The sequence below is a fragment of the Streptomyces sp. NPDC047043 genome (genome assembly GCF_040644055.1).
Lineage (GTDB): Bacteria > Actinomycetota > Actinomycetes > Streptomycetales > Streptomycetaceae > Streptomyces.
In genome coordinates this window covers 1-16,304 of the sequence record NZ_JBEYVO010000016.1, presented here as the reverse complement: position 1 = coordinate 16,304, position 16,304 = coordinate 1, and the positions used below count along the sequence as shown (strand labels likewise).

Sequence of the window (16,304 nt, the reverse complement as noted above, 5' to 3'; positions counted from 1 at the left end):
CAGTCCCGGGGCCCGCAACCCCTCCTGAACCCCAAGTCACTTCAACCAGTCGCACCAACCCGGTCATTCGAGCCGAACTTCAGTCCGTCACGTCGATCGCGTACCGATTGGTCTCGACCCCCGCGGCCGTCACCACCTGCACCTCGACCCTCCCCGGTTCCACGTCCGCCGGGACCGGCACCGTCAGTACCGCGTCCGTCGGGTTGCTGAAGCCTCCGGTCACCGGGACCAGCGGGACGTGCACGTTCACCGCGCCGATGCGGACCACCATCCGCGACAGCCGGTCCGCCCCCTGCGCCCCCGGGGGCACGAAGCCCGCGCCGCGGATCTCGATGTCGTCGCCCGTGCGGACCGGGGCGTCGAGATCGCCCGCCTCCCTCGCCCGTACGACGGAAAGGATCACCGGACGACCGCCCTCGGCGTACTTGCCGGCCAGGTACGTCGCCGCCGAGACCAGCACCACCACTGCGAGGCCCCACGGCAGGTCCGGCAGCTGGTCGGGGCGGCGGGCCAGCCGTACGGCCGCGAACAGGACGGCCGCCGCGCTGATCGCGACGTACTGGATGTCGGCGAAGGCGCCCCGTCCGGCGTCGTCGGTGAGCAGGTCGGCGGCCCGCGGCCGGTCCGCGCGCACCTTCTGCAGCCGTTGGCCGAGGACCCGCAGCCCGACCACGCGTCGCACCAGCACCGCGATCCCGCACACCACGGCCAGTACGGTCGCGACGCCCGCGCCCCGGGCGAGTTCGAGACCGGCAAGCAGCGCGTCACGCTCCGCATGGCCGGAGGCCGCGGCCAGGCGGCCGGCCAGCACCAGCACGACGTACGCGACGAACAGCACCCAGACCGCGGCCACGGTGCGGGAGGTCGACAGCCGGTTGTCCTCGCCGATCAGCGGCGCCAGCACACCGCCGCGCCCTCGGTGGAACCACGCCGCCGCGGTCAGCGCCCCGGCCGCGACCAGGGCCGCGAGCAGCCCCGCCGTGCGCGCCGCCGTCCAGCCCGTGCCGATCGCCGTGAGCGCCTGCACCAGCAGCAGTACGACGACGAGCGCCCACACGGTGATCGCCGTACGGCGCCACAGCCGGGCGAGCCAGGCCTCGCCCTCGGCGCGGCCGCGTTCGGCGACGAGTTCCGCGGACTGGGTGAGCTCCTCCGAGACCCACTGGCGGGAGGCCTGGGCCGAGTGGGCCACCGCGGCGGGCAGCCCCTGACCGGCCGCGAACCCGTCGCGCAGCAGCAGGAACTCGGCGACCGCCCGCCGGTGTCCCTCGCGCGCCCCGTGCGGGCAGTCCCCGCAGGTGCAGCCGCTGCTGTGCCCGCCTCCGGGCGCGCCGGCGTCCGCACCGCCTCTAGCCTCCTGCACCGCCACGCCGACGCCTGCCTTCCCCGCGACCTGGACGGCCGGCGGCCCTGCTTCAGCAGTCCGCCGCCGCCCCGCAACTCCCGTGTGATGACAGCGAATTGTGCCCTACGCCACCCCGCCCCCGTCCGGCAGGTCTGGTCAGCGCGGGGTGAAGCGGGGCCGCCATGTTGACCCGGCTGCGAGAATTTCCCTATGGCCGAGATCATCCAGCGGGACGGGACCTGGGCCTTCGACGGCACCACGGTCAGGATCACGCCTGGTCTCCACCGCTCCGTGCCACTGTTCCGGCAGACCTACGGGGAGGTCGCCGTGCCCCTCGAGGCCATCGCCGGCGTGGTCTTCGAACCCGAACGCAAGCGCGGACGGCTGCGGATGCGGCTGCGCGAGGGCGCCGATCCGCTGCTGCAGGCGACCGGCGGGCGGCTGCCCGACCCCGCCGATCCGTACCGGCTGGTGGTGGACGTGGACCGGGCCGGGGTCGCCGAGTACGTGGCCGAGGAGATCCGCCGGGCGCTGATGCTGGACCAGATCCCCAAGGAACCCACCAAGGCCTATCTGCTGCCCGGGCCGCCCGTCCCGGTCTCGGTCCGTTCCTCCGACGGGACCGTCTCCTTCGACGGCACCCAGGTGCGCATCGACTGGGCCGACACCTCCGACCGCGTCAAGCGCGCGACCGGGCCGCGGATCATGGCCCTCAGCGATCTCGTGCAGGTCGAGTGGCTGCCCAACTCCGGTTACGAGGACGGCTTCCTGCGCTTCGTGACCCGCGAGACGGTGTTCTCCAAACTGCCGCCGGAGAAGGACCCGTACGCCCTGGACCTGTGGGGCAGCGCCCGCCGCGATCTGCTCACCGCGCTCGTCGCCACGGCCGTCACATCCCGGCTGCCGCACCCGTCCACGCGCACCGACGGCGGCGACTACGCCGAGCGGCGGCAGCTCGGCGGCGCTGTACTGACGTCGGCCGACCACCACGACGTACTCCTGCGCAGGCTGCGGGAGTTGGGCGAGCTGCACCGGGACGGGGTGCTCACCGACGAGGAGTTCGCGATGACGAAGGCAGCCGTGCTCAGAGGGTTCTAGCTCAGCAGGTCGGGCTCGCTCCGGCTGATGTCCTGCCACAGCGGCTGGTAGTTGATCCATGCCACCAGGTCGCCGCCGAGCTGCTCGCGGGTCGCCGTGGCCAGCCGGTGGTCGATGAGGAGGGGGCGGCCCGCGGCCTTGGCGGTCAGCTGGACCTGGGCGGACCGTTCCATGGACACGAACCACCAGGCGGCCGCGTCGACCGAGTCGCCGACCGTCAGCAGCCCGTGGTTGCGCAGCACGAGCGCCTTGCGGGAGCCGAGCGCGGTGGCGATACGGCGGCCCTCCTCGGCGTCGACGGCGACGCCGGTGTAGGCGTCGTAGAGGGCGTGGTCCTCGTAGAAGGCGCAGCTCTCCTGGGTGATCGGGTCGAGCAGGTCGCCGAGCGCGGACAGGGCGCGGCCGTGCACGGAGTGGCAGTGGGCCACGGCCACGACGTCGGGGCGGGCCGCGTGGACCTGGGCGTGGACGGTGAAGGCGGCCTGGTTGATGTGGTACCGGCCCTCGATGACCTGGCCCTCCGAGTTGGCGAGCACCAGGTCGCTCACGGTGACGTGCTTGAAGGGCATCCCGAACGGGTTGACCCAGAAGCAGTCGGAGTACTCCGGGTCGCGCGCGGTGATGTGTCCCGAGACGCCGTCCTCGAAGCCGAGCCGCCCGAAGATCCGCAGCGCGCCCGCGAGGCGCTCCTTGCGGTGGCGGCGCTCGTCGTCGACCGATTCGTGCATCGGCGGCATCGCGAACCGCAGCCGGTCGCTCGGCAGCGGCACGGGCGGAGTGGGCCCGACCCCGGGGGTGCCGTGCATGTGGTCCTCCAGACTGGGTTGTTTTACGGGGCGGAAGTTACCGTCGGTCAGCGCAGGAGAACAGAGTTGTTATGCAAAGATGACGTGCGCAACCGGCCCGGGGCCCCGACGCCACCTCGAATACCCGACAGAAGATGTCGGGTATGGGCGCCACACTCGCCCTATGGCAGCAAACTGGGACACCTTCGCCACCGCCGAACCCGACCTCGCCCGGACCGTCGAGGACCGCTTCGGCGCCTTCACCCACCACGTTCTCGCCACCCTCCGCAAGGACGGCTCCCCGCGCACCACCGGCCTCGAGGTCCGCTTCCTCGACGGCGAGCTGTGGCTCGGCATGATGCCGAACTCGCTCAAGGCGCTCGACCTGAACCGCGACCCGCGCTTCGCCCTCCAGGCGAACCCGGGGCCGGGCACCGGGATGGGCGGCGGTGACGTCCGGATCAGCGGACGGGCGATCGGGGTCGAGGAGGCCGGCACGAAGGCGGCGTACATGAAAGAGGTGGAACCGCCGGAGCCGTTCCACCTCTTCCGCACCGAGCTGACGGAGGTCGTACGGACCTACGTCGAGGACGACAAGTACCTGGTCGTCGAGGTCTGGAAGCCCGGAGAGCCGGTGCGCACTCTCAAGCGGACCTGAGCCTCAGCTCACTCCCACTCGATGGTGCCCGGCGGCTTCGACGTCACGTCGAGGACCACGCGGTTGACGTCCTTGACCTCGTTGGTGATGCGGGTCGAGATCTTCGCCAGGACGTCGTACGGCAGCCGGGACCAGTCGGCGGTCATGGCGTCCTCGCTGGACACCGGGCGCAGCACGATCGGGTGGCCGTAGGTGCGGCCGTCGCCCTGAACGCCGACCGAGCGGACGTCCGCGAGCAGGACCACCGGGCACTGCCAGATGTCGCGGTCGAGGCCGGCGGCCGTGAGCTCCTCGCGGGCGATGGCGTCGGCCTCGCGGAGCAGGTCGAGACGCTCCTTCGTGACCTCGCCGACGATCCTGATGCCGAGGCCGGGGCCGGGGAACGGCTGGCGCTGGACGATCTCGTCCGGCAGGCCGAGCTCCTGGCCGACCATCCGGACCTCGTCCTTGAACAGCTTGCGCAGCGGCTCGACGAGCTTGAACTCGAGGTCCTCGGGGAGGCCGCCGACGTTGTGGTGGGACTTGATGTTGGCGGTGCCGGTACCGCCACCGGACTCGACCACGTCCGGGTACAGGGTGCCCTGGACGAGGAACTCCACCGCCGGGCCCGCGTCCGCGATGATCTCCGCCTGCGCCTGCTCGAAGACGCGGATGAACTCGCGGCCGATGATCTTCCGCTTCTCCTCGGGGTCGGAGACGCCCTTGAGCGCGGTGAGGAAGCGCTCCTCCGCGTCGACGACGACCAGCTTCACGCCCGTCGCGGCCACGAAGTCCTTCTCGACCTGCTCGGTCTCGCCCTTGCGCATCAGGCCGTGGTCGACGTAGACGCAGGTCAGCTGGTCGCCGATGGCGCGAGCGACGAGCGCGGCGGCCACGGCGGAGTCCACACCGCCGGACAGACCGCAGATCGCGCGCTTGTCGCCGACCTGCTCGCGGATCGCGGCGACCTGCTCCTCGATGACGTTGCCGGTGGTCCAGTCCGGCTTCAGGCCCGCGCCGCGGTACAGGAAGTGCTCCAGCACCTGCTGGCCGTGCGTCGAGTGCATGACCTCCGGGTGGTACTGGACGCCGTAGAGCTTCTTCTCGTCGTTCTCGAAGGCGGCGACCGGGACGACGTCCGTGGAGGCCGTGACGGAGAAGCCCTCGGGGGCGGCGGAGCAGGCGTCGCCGTGGGACATCCAGACCGCCTGCTCGGCGGGGGTGCCCTCGAAGAGGGTGGAGGACGACTTCGATACGTGCAGATCCGTACGGCCGTACTCGCGGGCACCGGTGTTGTCCACCGTGCCGCCGAGGGACTGCGCCATCAGCTGGAAGCCGTAGCACATGCCGAACACGGGGACGCCGGCCTCGAAGATCGCGCGGTCGAGGCGGGGGGCGCCCTCCTCGTACACGGACGAGGGGCCGCCGGAGAGGATGATCGCCGCCGGGTTCTTGGCGAGGATCTCCGCGACCGGCATGGTGCTCGGCACGATCTCGCTGTAGACCCGGGCCTCGCGGACGCGACGGGCGATGAGCTGGGCGTACTGCGCGCCGAAGTCGACGACCAGGACGGTGTCGGGGGCGGCGTGGGTCGCTGATGACACGGGTTGCCTTCCGGCGGTGAGCGAGGGGTGTGTGTGCGGCCGAGTCTACCGGGCTCGGCGGGACCGCCTCCGGGCCAAGCCCCGTCTCAGGATGCGAACCGGGTTGGACACCCTCGCAAGGCGCGGCATACTGCTCCCATGCTCACGCACCCGACCTTCCTCTTTACCTATGGCACCCGGCCCGCCGGCTGCCATGGTCGTGCTGCTTGAGCTACTGACAAGCGACTTCCCAGGCGCCCCGGGCCGACAAGGTCCGGGGCGCCTGTCGTTTCCTCCCGGACCCTGCCGCTCCGGGGCACCTCCCCGAAACCCACTTCCGACGAGGAGCCCCCATGACCGCCATCGACGTGACCGGCGCCCGAACCCCCGAGGCCGCCGACGTGATCACCGGCGCCCGCGAACGCATCGACGCCCTGGACGACCGGATCATCGGCCTGATCCAGGAACGGATGGCCGTCTCCGCCGTGATCCAGGAGGCGCGGATCACCTCCGGCGGCCGGCGCGTCAACCTCTCCCGCGAGATGGACATCCTGAACCACTACAGCGAGGCGCTCGGCAAGCCCGGTACGTCCCTGGCCATGACGCTCCTCGAACTGTGCCGCGGTCGCATCTGAGTTCGGGCCCCTTCTCACCCGTACGGCGCGTGACCGCCCCGGGAACCGCTTCGTTGGTGGTGGTGTCCGTGCCAGCCAGGGGCGGGCCCGAAAGAACCACGCGTGGCTTGCTGGAGCGATGAGACGCACGGGTCGTGCCGTACGTCGTGGGACCTCGCTCCAGGGTTGTGACCGGACGGCAGGGGACAGCAGCCCGGTCACCCAAGAGAACGGTCGGCTCCGGGGACGCCCGGGGCCGACCGGCGGAAAATGCAAAAATGCACAACTCTGGGTCAAACGGTTGCGGAGGTCCCCGCCATCCAGCACGATGCGTAGAAAGCCCCAAGTCCCCCCGCAGACAACTGCATTGCCCTGCACTTCCGCACCTCCAGAGGTCAAGACCATCCGTGCGCCCCATGCGCGCCGGAGCGGCCACCCAGGGCACACAGGACAAGCGGCGCAACCCCCCGGCGCCGCTCCCAGGCACCGGCGCTGCCCTGACGTCGGTGCTGACGGAGAAGGGCCCCGCGGCCAAGTTCCGCGGGGCCCTTCGCACATCCGCTGCGGTCAGACCCGGGACACCGTCCCGCAGCCCTCGGTGCGGTCGTCGTCGATGCCCTTGCTGCGGTCGTACGGGTCCGACGTCGGGCCGGACGGCGCGCCGGACGGGCCGTCCGAGTCGAAGTGCGGGTGCAGATAGCCGTCGTAGACGTCGCAGGCGGAGTTGCCGATCTCCTGGTCGTAGCGGACGACGGCGATCCTGCCGGGCGTGACCCGGTACTTGGCCGGGTCGGACATCTCGATGTCGAGGACGCGGCGGACGATGGTGCGGGTGACCTCCTTCGAACCGTCGGCCTTCACCACCGGATAGACGAAGGTGTAGTCGGCGTGGACGGCGACGGAGGCCTGTTCGCCGGCCTTGAAGGTCATGCGGCCGCGGGTCTTGACCACGTCACCGACGAGCTTGATCTCGGCGGGGTCGAAGCGGCTGAACATCAGCAGCGGATCGTGCTTCCTGTCCGGTTTCTTCAGGGACGTGTTCAGCCGGGTCAGCAGGTCCTTCTGCTGAGGCTCGATCACACCGAGCGCGGTGGTGGGGCGTTGGCCGCGCAGGGTGGCCGCGTTGAGGTTCGCGTCGGTCAGGAGCGTGCGGGTCTGCTGGAGGGCCTGTTCGACCTGCGCCTTGGAGAGCGAGCCGACGGGGGTCGCCTTCGGCAGGACGATGCCCGCCGCGCCGTCGGCCCAGCGTTCGGCCGGGGAACCGGCGAACGGGCGGGCCAGGGTGGGCACTTGGGGGTCGGCGGAGGAGGGCGGGGCGGTGGGGGCGGCCGTTTCGGCGGGGAGGGGTGAGGCCGCGGCCGGCTCCGGACTGCCGGTGCCGAAGGGGTCGCCGGGCAGGAGCGACGGCTTGATCGCCACGACGGCCACGGCGGCGGCGACGAGGACGCCGAGCACCGCCCAGACCTTGCGGCGCCGGCCCGCGCTCTCCTGCCGGGCCGGTCCGGTGCGCCAGCCCTCGGGCGACTCGCCCCGGGCGTCCTGCTGCCGCAGCCGCTCGGTGACCATGCGGGCGCGTGCGGAGGGCTCCTTGGGCGCGGAGCCGTGGTCCTTGAGGAACTGCTCCCACACCTCGTCGGGTATGGAGGGGTCCTCGCCGGAACCGGATCTCGGCTCGTCGGACGGTTTGTCGACCACGGCGCGGGCACCTTTCTGCGTCACGTCTGCGTCACTCGAACTGTGGGGCGTCTGTCGAGCAGCAGAGCGTACGTGATGCAGGGCACATAAAAAATCTGTGAAGGCAGGCACAACCATTCACAGGGTTCACGGATCCAACCTGACGAACCAAGGGCCACACCCGCGCCCCACACGCGGAGCCCTCCACACTGGACTCCCTTGAGGTTTTCATGAAGCTTCGCCGTGCCATGGGTGTCGCGGCCGCGACCGCGGTTCTCGCCCCCCTCGCGCTGCTGTCCGCGCCCGCCGCGTTCGCCGACGGCGAGACGCCCGCCGCGCCCGCCAGCGAGACCGCGACCGAGACGCCGACCGAGACGCCGAGCGACACCGCCACCGCGACGCCGACGGACACCGGTCTGCCGACCGACAGCACCACCTCTGCCGCGCCGACCGACTCGACGTCCACGACGCCCGGCCCGAGCGCCACCGAGAGCGAGTCGACCTCGCCCGAGCCCTCCGAGACGGCCGAGCCGAGCGAGGACCCGAGCGACCCGGACGTCCCGTACTGCGACGACCTCGACGAGGACTTCAGCGACGCGAAGGTGTCCGCGGACATCAAGGGCCTGCCGGGCAAGATCGTCGCGGGTGACGGGTTCCACAACTTCAAGCTGGTCGTCACCAACGAGTCGAAGACCACCATCGACGGCGTCGCCTTCTACGCCGAGGTGGAGAACTACGAGGTCGACGAGTCGAAGTTCCTGAGCCCGTACGTCGACCTGGAGTTCAAGAACCCCGAGACGGGTTCCTGGGACCGCATCGGCTCGGACGACTGGGCCGGTGACTACTTCTTCTACGTCGACGAGCTGAAGGCCGGCAAGAGCCAGTCGGTCGACCTGCGCGTCAGCATCAGCTCCAAGGCCCCGGCGGGCGACGCCTACTCCTTCGGTTCCGGCGCCTACCTCGACAACGTCGAGGGACAGGACTGCATCGCCGAGGGATGGGCACAGTACGACTTCGAGGTGCTGAAGGCCGGTTCGGCCAACCCCGACCCGGGCTCCGCCACCCCGAGCGACAAGGGCAGCAAGGACTCGGTGAAGAAGCCGCAGGGTGAGGTCTCCGACCTGCCGACCGGCAACCTCGCCGACACGGGTTCCAGCTCCGCACTGCCCGTGATCGGCCTCGTCGGCGGTGTCGCCGTCGTCGCCGGTGCCGGCGCGGTGTTCGCGGTGCGTCGCCGCAGGGCCGGCGCGAACGCGTAACCAGAGCTCACTGCAAGAAAGAGAAGGACCTGCACTCGGAGGGGGGTGCGGGTCCTTCTCTCTTTGCCGTCACTTCTTCGGCGGCACCGCCGGCATCCCCAGGAACGGCAGCTTCAGCGCGCCGAACGCCTCCGCCGGGACCGCCGGGGCCTGCGGCTCGACCGGCTTCAGGCGCTCGTACGCCGCTCCCTGCTCCGGACGCGGGTCCTCCTCGCCCTTGTTGGGCCAGTACGACATCGCGCGCTCGGCCTGGGCGGTGATCGTGAGGGAGGGGTTCACACCCAGGTTGGCCGAGACGGCGGCGCCGTCGACGACGGAGATGCCCGGGTGGCCGTAGAGGCGGTGGTACGGGTCGATCACGCCGGTTTCGCGGGAGGAGCCGATGGGGCAGCCGCCGAGGAAGTGGGCGGTGAGGGGGGTGCCCATGAGCTCGCCGACGTTCGAGCCCGCGAAGCCGTTGATGTCGGCGGCGATGACGGACGCGCTCTCCGAAGCGGCCTTGATCTGCTTGGGGTTGGGGGCGCCGTGGCCCTGGCGGGCGGTGAGCAGGCCCTTGCCGACGCCGTCCGGTTTCAGGTACGTCGTCAGGGAGTTGTCCAGCGACTGCATCACGAGGCCGATGATGGTCTTCTCCGACCAGCGGCGGTTGGAGAGGGAGCGCAGCACGAGAAGGGGGTGGCGGGCCGCGTTCGCGAGCCAGCCCATGACCCTCGACGAGCCCTCCGCGTACGGCACCTGCAGGATGGACAGGCTGCCCATCGAGTTGGAGCCCTTGCCGTAGCGGACCGGCTCGATGTGGGTGTTCTCGTCCGGGTGGATGGACGAGGTGATGGCGACTCCGCGGGTGAAGTCGACCTTCGGCTCGCCGGTCGCCTTGCGGTAGCGGCGGTTGTCGGTCTGGGCGCCGACCAGCGCCTCCGAGTTCGTACGGGTCAGCTCGCCCAACTTCTCCGAGATGTACGGGAGTTGGCCGCCCGCCTTCATACGGTGCAGCAGGGTCTGGGTGCCGTAGGTGCCGGCCGCCAGCACCACCCGGCGGGCCTTGAAGGTGCGGCTCTTCGACGACTTGCGGCGGTCGTCGGTCGGGAGGGTCGCCACCGCGTATCCGCCCTGCGAGTCGTCCGTGATCGAGACCACCGTGGTCATCGGATGCACGACCGCGCCCGCCTTCTCGGCGAGGTAGAGGTAGTTCTCGTTGAGAGTGTTCTTCGCGCCGTGACGGCAGCCGGTCATGCACTCGCCGCACTCGGTGCACGCCTTGCGGGACGGGCCCGCGCCGCCGAAGTAGGGGTCGTCCACCTGCCCGCCGGGCGCCGCCTTCGACTTGCCCTCGGCGTCTTTCCCGTCGCCGAAGAAGACTCCGACGGGGGCCATGTGGAAGGTGTCGCCGACGCCCATCCGCTCGGCCGCCGCCTTCAGGTGGACGTCGGACGGGGTCATCGTCGGGTTGAGCCGTACGCCGAGCATGCGCTGCGCCTGGTCGTAGTACGGCTTCAGCTCCTCCTGCCAGTCGGTGATGTCACGCCACTGCGGGTCGTCGAAGAACGGCTTCGGCGGTACGTAGAGGGTGTTGGCGTAGTTGAGGGAGCCGCCGCCGACGCCTGCGCCGGCCAGGACCATGACGTTGCCCAGCAGGTGGATGCGCTGGATGCCGAACATGCCGAGCTTGGGGGCCCAGAGGTAGTTCCTGAGGTCCCAGGAGTTCTTGGGGAGGGAGTCGCGGGTGAAGCGGCGGCCTGCTTCCAGGACACCTACGCGGTAGCCCTTTTCCGTCAGGCGCAGGGCGGTTACGGAACCGCCGAAGCCCGAGCCGACGACGATGACGTCGTAGTCGTAGGTGTCCTGTGACACGTGCTCTCCTCGTTGAGAACGGGTGTTTCTACTTGAAGCGCAGGGCCTTCATCAGCCTCAGGCTGCGGCTCATGAACTCCGCGTACTTCTCGTCGTTCATGCCCAGCGAGGGCGCCATGGGGAGCAGGCGCTGCTGGGCGACCGTCTGGGCCTCCGTGTACTTGAGGATTCCCTCCGAGCCGTGGCGGCGGCCGAGGCCCGAGTCCTTCATGCCGCCCATCGGGGACTGGACGCTGCCGTAGGCGGGGGCGTAGCCCTCGTTGACGTTGACCGTGCCGGTGCGCAGGCGGGCGGCGACCTCGCTGCCGCGGCTGCCGTTCTTCGTCCAGACCGAGGAGTTCAGTCCGTACGGCGTGGAGTTGGCGTGCTCGATCGCCTCGTCGTCGGTCTTGAAGCGGTAGATCGAGACGACCGGGCCGAAGGTCTCCTCGGTGCACACCGACATGGGCTCGGTGACGCCGTCGAGGATGGTCGGCTCGAAGAAGTACGGGCCGATGTCCGGGCGGGCGGTGCCGCCGGCGACGACCTTCGCGCCCTTCGCCACCGCCTCCTCGACATGGCGGGTGACCGTCTCCAGCTGGCGTTCGCCGACCAGGGAGCCCATGTCGGCGCCGTACGCGAGGGACTTGCCGAGGCGCATGGCCTTGGTGCGCGTCGCGAAGCGCTCCAGGAAGGTGTCGGCGATGGACTCGTGGACGTACAAGCGCTCGATGGAGATGCAGAGTTGGCCCGCGGAGGAGAAGCAGGCGCGGACCGCACCGGCGGCGGCCTTCTCGATGTCGGCGTCCTCCAGGACCAGCATGGCGTTCTTGCCGCCGAGTTCGAGGGAGACGCCGACCAGGCGGGCGGCTGCGCCCTGGGCGACCTCGCGGCCGGTGCGGGTGGAGCCGGTGAAGGAGACGTAGTCGGCGTGCCGGACCACTTCCGGGCCGACGACCGGGCCTTCGCCGAGGACGACCTGGAAGACGTCCGCGGGGAGACCGGCCTCGATGAGCAGGTCGCGGGCCCAGAGAGCGGTGAGGCAGGTCTCGGTGTCCGGCTTCATCACCACCGCGTTGCCCGCCACGAAGGCCGGGAGCGCGTCGCCGACCGAGAGCTCCAGGGGGTAGTTCCAGGGGGCGATCTGGCCGACCACGCCGCGCGGGTGGCGGAGTTCGGTGACCTTCGTCAGGGTCGGCATGGCGCCCGCGTGGCGCTTCGGCTTCAGGTAGGCGGCGGCGCGGCGGCCGTAGTGGCGGGCCGCGACCGCGACGGCCTGGACCTCCTCGTGGGCGTGCAGGCGGGCCTTGCCGGTCTCCAGCTGGATCAGGTCGAGGACCTCCGCCTGGCGGGCCAGCACCAGGTCGTGGAAGCGCAGCAGGACCGCGGCGCGCTGCCGGACCGGCGTCTGTGCCCACACGGCCTGTGCCGCGCGGGCCGCCTCGTAGGCCTTGGCCACGTCCTCGGGTGTGGACTCCGGCAGGTCGGCCAGCTTCTCGCCGGTGAACGGCGTGTGGTTGGCGGTGCGCCCGGAGCCGACCACGCCCTTGGTGAGCTGGGCGACCAGCTCTGGCGTGACCACGTCGGCGGCGGTGCGGACGCCCTCGGGGGCGGGGGCGAGGGGGTTCGTGCCGGTCTTGGCCTGGGCATGCGCTTCCGTCATGAGGCGCAGGGTATGACGCGACGGGGGCTTTGGGTACCCGTCGGTAACGCGGCTTCACCGGGTGCTCACACGGCGCCAGTGGACACTGGCAAGGTTTGCGCTGATCAGGGGGTTGTGCGGGCACGACCGGAGGTGGTTCAGCTTTTTCCGATCACGAGGCGGTCACGGGCGCCCTTGAAGAGTGCGGTGCCCTTCTTCTCGTCCGCGGTGCCCTTGGGCATGTCGACGCGGAGTTCGTACATGCGTCCGTCGTCGGTGAGGATCATCAGCTGCATCACGCGGGTCGGGGAGTCGTCCATGCCGTAGGTGGTGTCGGCGAGGACCGCTTCGTAGCCATGGAAGGAGGTGCGGGTGTACTGGGTGTGCGCGTCGCCGTAGGAGTTCCAGTCGGCGTGCGCCTGTTGCGCCTGGGCCATCGGGGAGCGGGGCGCCTTGTCCCACTGGGTGAGGCGGAGATAGGGGTCGCTTTCGACTTCGTCGTACTCCACCAGGCGGGGCTGGTCGGCTGCGCCGCCTTCCCGGGCCGACTCGCGGTACTGGCTCGGAAGGGAGAGGACGGCGTTCATCGCCTTCTCGCGATGGGCGGTCCAGGTTGCCGCGGTGGGGCTTGCGGAGGTGGCGGCCGGTGCCTCGGTGAGTGTGGCGGTCCGTTCCGTGGCGGTTCTGCCCTCGGAGTCGCCGAAGTAGGAGGCGGCGAACCAGGTGCCGCCCACGAGGACGGCACCGAGCAGCGCGAGGGCGGCGCGGCGGCGCGGGGCGAAGCGCCCCGGCCCCCGGCTCGGGAGCGGGGTGGACTCCGCCATGGGTCCGGGCGCCGAGGAAGGTGTCGGCTCCGGCTCCGGTACGGCCGCTGCGCCCAGTCGTACGGTGCCCACGTCGTCCGCGAACGCCCGTAGCCCCGAGGTGTCCTGAGCCTCCGTCACCCCGTCGCCCGGACCTGCCTCCGGTACGGGCCGGCCCTCCGCCACCGCCTCCAGCGCCGCGGCCGTCTCCTCCGCCTCCGGCCGCTGCTCGGGGTCCTTCACCAGCAGGCGGGCGATCAGCGGGCCCAGCGGCCCGGCCTGCTTCGGCTCGGGCGGTTCGGCGGCGATGACCGCGGCGAGCGTGGACTCCACCGTCGCACGGCGGAACGGGGACTCTCCTTCTACGGCCGTGTAGAGCAGCACCCCCAGGGACCACAGGTCGGAGGCTGGTCCCGCGCCACGCCCCGACATCCGCTCCGGTGCCACGAACTCCAGCGAGCCGATGAACTCCCCGCTCACGGTGAGGGATTCCTCGCCCTGGACATGCGCGATGCCGAAGTCGGTGAGGACGACGCGGCCGTGCGGGCCGAGCAGCACGTTGGCGGGTTTCACGTCGCGGTGGACGATCCCGACCGCGTGCGCGGCGCGCAGCGCCCCGAGGACGGCGAGGCCGATGCGGGCGGCCTCGGGGGCGTCGACCGGGCCGCGTTCGAGGACCTGGTGGAGGGACTCGCCGCGGATCAACTCCATGACGATCCAAGGGAGTCCGTCCTCCTCCACGACGACGTCATGGATGGAGACGGCGGCCGGGTGGTCGACGCGGGCGGCGGCGCGGGCCTCGCGGTAGAGGCGGCCGGCGGCCCGCCGGTGGGCCTCGTCCTCCGGGTCGCCCGGCAGCCGCGGCTGCTTGACGGCGACGTCCCGCTGCACGAGTTCGTCGTACGCCCGCCAGACGGTGCCCATCCCGCCGGAGCCGATGCGCTCGGTCAGCCGGTAGCGCCCGCCGACCAGCCGACCGCCGCGCGTATGTTCGCCGCCTGCACTCATGCCCCATCAGTACAGTGCGGGACGCGGCCTTGTCGACGAGGGCCTACGGCGTCCGGTCGGCGAGGTCGAAGGACGCGCCCTGCCGCCGTACCTCCACGACGCCCGCTCCACCGAAGTGCGCGGGGATCACCAACTCGCCCTGATCGGCGGCCCGTTCCAGAATCCGGCGACGACTGACCACCGCCTGCCGCGGGTCCAGGCAGAAGCAGCTGCTGCACTCGGGGTGCAGGATCTGGACCGGGCTGTGCAGCAAGTCGCCCACGAACACGGCCCGTTCACCGCGGGATGCGACGCGCAGAACGGCGGAGCCGGGCGTGTGACCGGGGGCGGACTCCAGGGTCAGGTGGTCGTCGATTCGGTACTCGCCGTCCCACAGCACGGCCTGTCCGGCCTTGTGCACGGGCGCGATGCTGTCCTCGTAGGTCAGTTGGTCGTCCGGGCGCACGCCGCCGCCGTAGCCGCCGTCGGGGCCGAAGTGGCGGTCGTCGGCGGCCGGGAGGAGATACGTGGCGTTGGGGAAGGTGGGCGCCCAACCACCCTCCACGTCCTGGGTGTTCCAGCCGACGTGGTCCCCGTGGATGTGCGTGTTGACGACGACGTCGACGTCCTCCAGCCGTACGCCGGCTCGTGCCAGGCGGCCCGGGAAGTCGCCCTCCCGCTGGTGGAAGAGGGGGTTGCCCGGCCGCTCGCGGCCGTTGCCGACCCCGGTGTCGACTAGCACGGTGCGCCCCCCGCTGCGCACCACCCACGTCTGCAGCGCGACCACGGCCCGGTCGCTGTCGGGCTCCCAGTGGTCGGGGGCCAGCAGCTCCCGGTGGGCCTGCCACACCTCGGGGCCGACGCCCGGAACGAGGTCCCGGGCGGGCGCGTACGGCGCCTGCCACTCGACGACCCGGACGACCTCGACGTCACCGATCACAAAGCTCTGCGTGTTCTCATCAGCCATGCCAATGACGGTAGGAGGCACTGATGAGCATTCCAATGCCTCATCTGCTCGATCGGATACGCAAGCGTCTCACTTCCGATCGCATCGCGGAGTAGGCTGCCGTCATGGACGTGGTGAGCGACGCGATCTCCGCCGTACGCATCGGACAGCCCTCCTCGAACCGGCTGCGGGTCGGCGGCAGCTGGTGCACGCGGCTCGCGCCTTACGAGGGCGCCGGGTTCCATGTCGTCCTCGCGGGCGGCTGCTGGCTCCAGCCGGACGGGGGCGGTGAGCCGGTGACGCTGGGCGCGGGGGACGTCGTACTGCTGCCGCACGGGGCGGGGCATGTGCTGGCGGACGCTCCGAGCGATACGGCGCGTGCGGTGCCGTTCGAGGAGATGCGGCGGCCGGAGGGGGTGCCGGGCGGGCGTGAGGTGGAGCTGCTGTGCGGCAAGTACCGGCTCGACCGCAGCCGTGTGCACCCGCTGCTGAAGGAGCTGCCGCAGGTCGTCCATCTGCCGAACCGGGTCGGCTCGCATCCCGAACTCCGCGCCGCCGTGGACCTGTTGGCGCGGGAGCTGGACGAGCGGCGCCCGGGGTCCTGCCTGGCCCTGCCGAGCCTGCTCGACCTGCTGCTGATCTACATGGTCCGGGCGTGGATGGACCGGGCGAGCGCCGGGGCCTGGCCCTCCGTGCTCAGCGACCCGGTGACCACGTCGGCCCTGCGCGCCCTGCACTCCGACCCGGCCGCCGCCTGGACGAACGACCGCCTGGCCGCGGAGGCGGGTGTGTCCCGGGCGACGCTGGCCCGGCGGTTCACGGCCCTGGTCGGGCGGCCGCCGATGGCCTATCTGACGTGGTGGCGGCTGACGCTGGCGGCGACCCGGCTGCGGGAGACGGACGCGCCGCTGGCGGCGGTGGCGCGGGAGACGGGGTACGGGACGCCGTACGCCCTGTCGCACGCGTTCAGCCGGGAGTTCGGGGTCACGCCGGGGCGGTACCGGGCCGGCTAGGGCTCTTCTGATGGATCTCCGCGGCGTCGCGACGCCCGGCACGCCCTCTCGCCGCACCGGTCAAAAGCCCTAGTAGCTCCGCTACGAG

General features: G+C 71.2%; 13 protein-coding genes. 5 read left to right on the top strand and 8 right to left on the bottom strand.

The window, feature by feature from the left end; translation table 11 throughout:
* Nucleotides 1-79 precede the first annotated feature (79 nt).
* Entirely contained in the window at nt 80-1,369 is a 1,290-nt protein-coding gene (locus tag ABZ880_RS24930; protein ID WP_361266726.1) for a hypothetical protein, read from the bottom strand.
* A gap of 186 nt (nt 1,370-1,555) precedes the next feature.
* Here ABZ880_RS24930 and ABZ880_RS24925 point away from each other — a divergent pair, with 186 nt between their 5' ends.
* Entirely contained in the window at nt 1,556-2,443 is an 888-nt protein-coding gene (locus tag ABZ880_RS24925) for a DUF4429 domain-containing protein (RefSeq protein WP_361266724.1), read from the top strand.
* Here ABZ880_RS24925 and ABZ880_RS24920 read toward each other — a convergent pair.
* Nucleotides 2,440-3,249, bottom strand: coding sequence for a class II aldolase/adducin family protein (locus ABZ880_RS24920; protein ID WP_361266722.1), 810 nt, complete (start codon nt 3,247-3,249; stop codon nt 2,440-2,442). The two genes, ABZ880_RS24925 and ABZ880_RS24920, sit on opposite strands and share 4 nt — an antisense overlap.
* A 163-nt stretch (nt 3,250-3,412) precedes the next feature.
* Here ABZ880_RS24920 and ABZ880_RS24915 point away from each other — a divergent pair, with 163 nt between their 5' ends.
* Nucleotides 3,413-3,886: a pyridoxamine 5'-phosphate oxidase family protein gene (locus ABZ880_RS24915; protein WP_361266720.1), complete on the top strand. Its 474-nt coding sequence runs from the start codon at nt 3,413-3,415 to the stop codon at nt 3,884-3,886.
* Nucleotides 3,887-3,894: 8 nt separating this feature from the next.
* On the opposite strand, the gene guaA is transcribed toward ABZ880_RS24915, so the two are convergent.
* Nucleotides 3,895-5,469 (bottom strand): glutamine-hydrolyzing GMP synthase, encoded by a 1,575-nt coding sequence (gene guaA / locus ABZ880_RS24910; protein ID WP_361266718.1) that lies wholly within the window; start codon nt 5,467-5,469, stop codon nt 3,895-3,897.
* 332 nt (nt 5,470-5,801) lie between these two features.
* On the opposite strand from guaA, the gene ABZ880_RS24905 reads away from it, so the two are divergent.
* Nucleotides 5,802-6,083, top strand: coding sequence for a chorismate mutase (locus ABZ880_RS24905; RefSeq protein ID WP_361266716.1), 282 nt, complete (start codon nt 5,802-5,804; stop codon nt 6,081-6,083).
* 546 nt (nt 6,084-6,629) lie between these two features.
* Here the strand turns inward: ABZ880_RS24905 and ABZ880_RS24900 are convergent.
* Nucleotides 6,630-7,757: a hypothetical protein gene (locus ABZ880_RS24900; protein ID WP_361266714.1), complete on the bottom strand. Its 1,128-nt coding sequence runs from the start codon at nt 7,755-7,757 to the stop codon at nt 6,630-6,632.
* A gap of 209 nt (nt 7,758-7,966) precedes the next feature.
* Here ABZ880_RS24900 and ABZ880_RS24895 point away from each other — a divergent pair, with 209 nt between their 5' ends.
* Nucleotides 7,967-8,995 (top strand): LAETG motif-containing sortase-dependent surface protein, encoded by a 1,029-nt coding sequence (locus ABZ880_RS24895; RefSeq protein ID WP_361266711.1) that lies wholly within the window; start codon nt 7,967-7,969, stop codon nt 8,993-8,995.
* 69 nt (nt 8,996-9,064) lie between these two features.
* On the opposite strand, the gene ABZ880_RS24890 is transcribed toward ABZ880_RS24895, so the two are convergent.
* The 4 genes from ABZ880_RS24890 to ABZ880_RS24875 all read right to left on the bottom strand — a co-directional run bounded on the left by ABZ880_RS24890 (nt 9,065) and on the right by ABZ880_RS24875 (nt 15,224).
* The gene (locus tag ABZ880_RS24890; protein WP_361266709.1) at nt 9,065-10,846 is read right to left on the bottom strand and encodes a GMC family oxidoreductase; all 1,782 of its coding nucleotides are present in this window, start codon (nt 10,844-10,846) and stop codon (nt 9,065-9,067) included.
* Between the two features lie 28 nt (nt 10,847-10,874).
* Entirely contained in the window at nt 10,875-12,488 is a 1,614-nt protein-coding gene (locus tag ABZ880_RS24885; RefSeq protein WP_361266707.1) for a succinic semialdehyde dehydrogenase, read from the bottom strand.
* Between the two features lie 137 nt (nt 12,489-12,625).
* The gene (locus ABZ880_RS24880; RefSeq protein ID WP_361266705.1) at nt 12,626-14,278 is read right to left on the bottom strand and encodes a serine/threonine-protein kinase; all 1,653 of its coding nucleotides are present in this window, start codon (nt 14,276-14,278) and stop codon (nt 12,626-12,628) included.
* Between the two features lie 43 nt (nt 14,279-14,321).
* Nucleotides 14,322-15,224: an MBL fold metallo-hydrolase gene (locus ABZ880_RS24875; protein ID WP_361266703.1), complete on the bottom strand. Its 903-nt coding sequence runs from the start codon at nt 15,222-15,224 to the stop codon at nt 14,322-14,324.
* Between the two features lie 104 nt (nt 15,225-15,328).
* Here ABZ880_RS24875 and ABZ880_RS24870 point away from each other — a divergent pair, with 104 nt between their 5' ends.
* On the top strand, nt 15,329-16,216 hold the full coding sequence (locus ABZ880_RS24870) for an AraC family transcriptional regulator (RefSeq protein ID WP_361266701.1): 888 nt from the start codon (nt 15,329-15,331) through the stop codon (nt 16,214-16,216).
* Nucleotides 16,217-16,304: the final 88 nt, after the last annotated feature.

What these genes read in the sequence shown, in the direction of transcription:
- ABZ880_RS24925 (WP_361266724.1), top strand. Translation starts at nt 1,556, where the DNA reads ATGGCCGAGATCATCCAGCGGGACGGGACCTGGGCCTTCGACGGCACC.
- ABZ880_RS24920 (WP_361266722.1), bottom strand. Translation starts at nt 3,249, where the DNA reads ATGCACGGCACCCCCGGGGTCGGGCCCACTCCGCCCGTGCCGCTGCCG.
- ABZ880_RS24915 (WP_361266720.1), top strand. Translation starts at nt 3,413, where the DNA reads ATGGCAGCAAACTGGGACACCTTCGCCACCGCCGAACCCGACCTCGCC.
- ABZ880_RS24905 (WP_361266716.1), top strand. Translation starts at nt 5,802, where the DNA reads ATGACCGCCATCGACGTGACCGGCGCCCGAACCCCCGAGGCCGCCGAC.
- ABZ880_RS24895 (WP_361266711.1), top strand. Translation starts at nt 7,967, where the DNA reads ATGAAGCTTCGCCGTGCCATGGGTGTCGCGGCCGCGACCGCGGTTCTC.
- ABZ880_RS24885 (WP_361266707.1), bottom strand. Translation starts at nt 12,488, where the DNA reads ATGACGGAAGCGCATGCCCAGGCCAAGACCGGCACGAACCCCCTCGCC.
- ABZ880_RS24880 (WP_361266705.1), bottom strand. Translation starts at nt 14,278, where the DNA reads ATGAGTGCAGGCGGCGAACATACGCGCGGCGGTCGGCTGGTCGGCGGG.
- ABZ880_RS24875 (WP_361266703.1), bottom strand. Translation starts at nt 15,224, where the DNA reads ATGGCTGATGAGAACACGCAGAGCTTTGTGATCGGTGACGTCGAGGTC.
- ABZ880_RS24870 (WP_361266701.1), top strand. Translation starts at nt 15,329, where the DNA reads ATGGACGTGGTGAGCGACGCGATCTCCGCCGTACGCATCGGACAGCCC.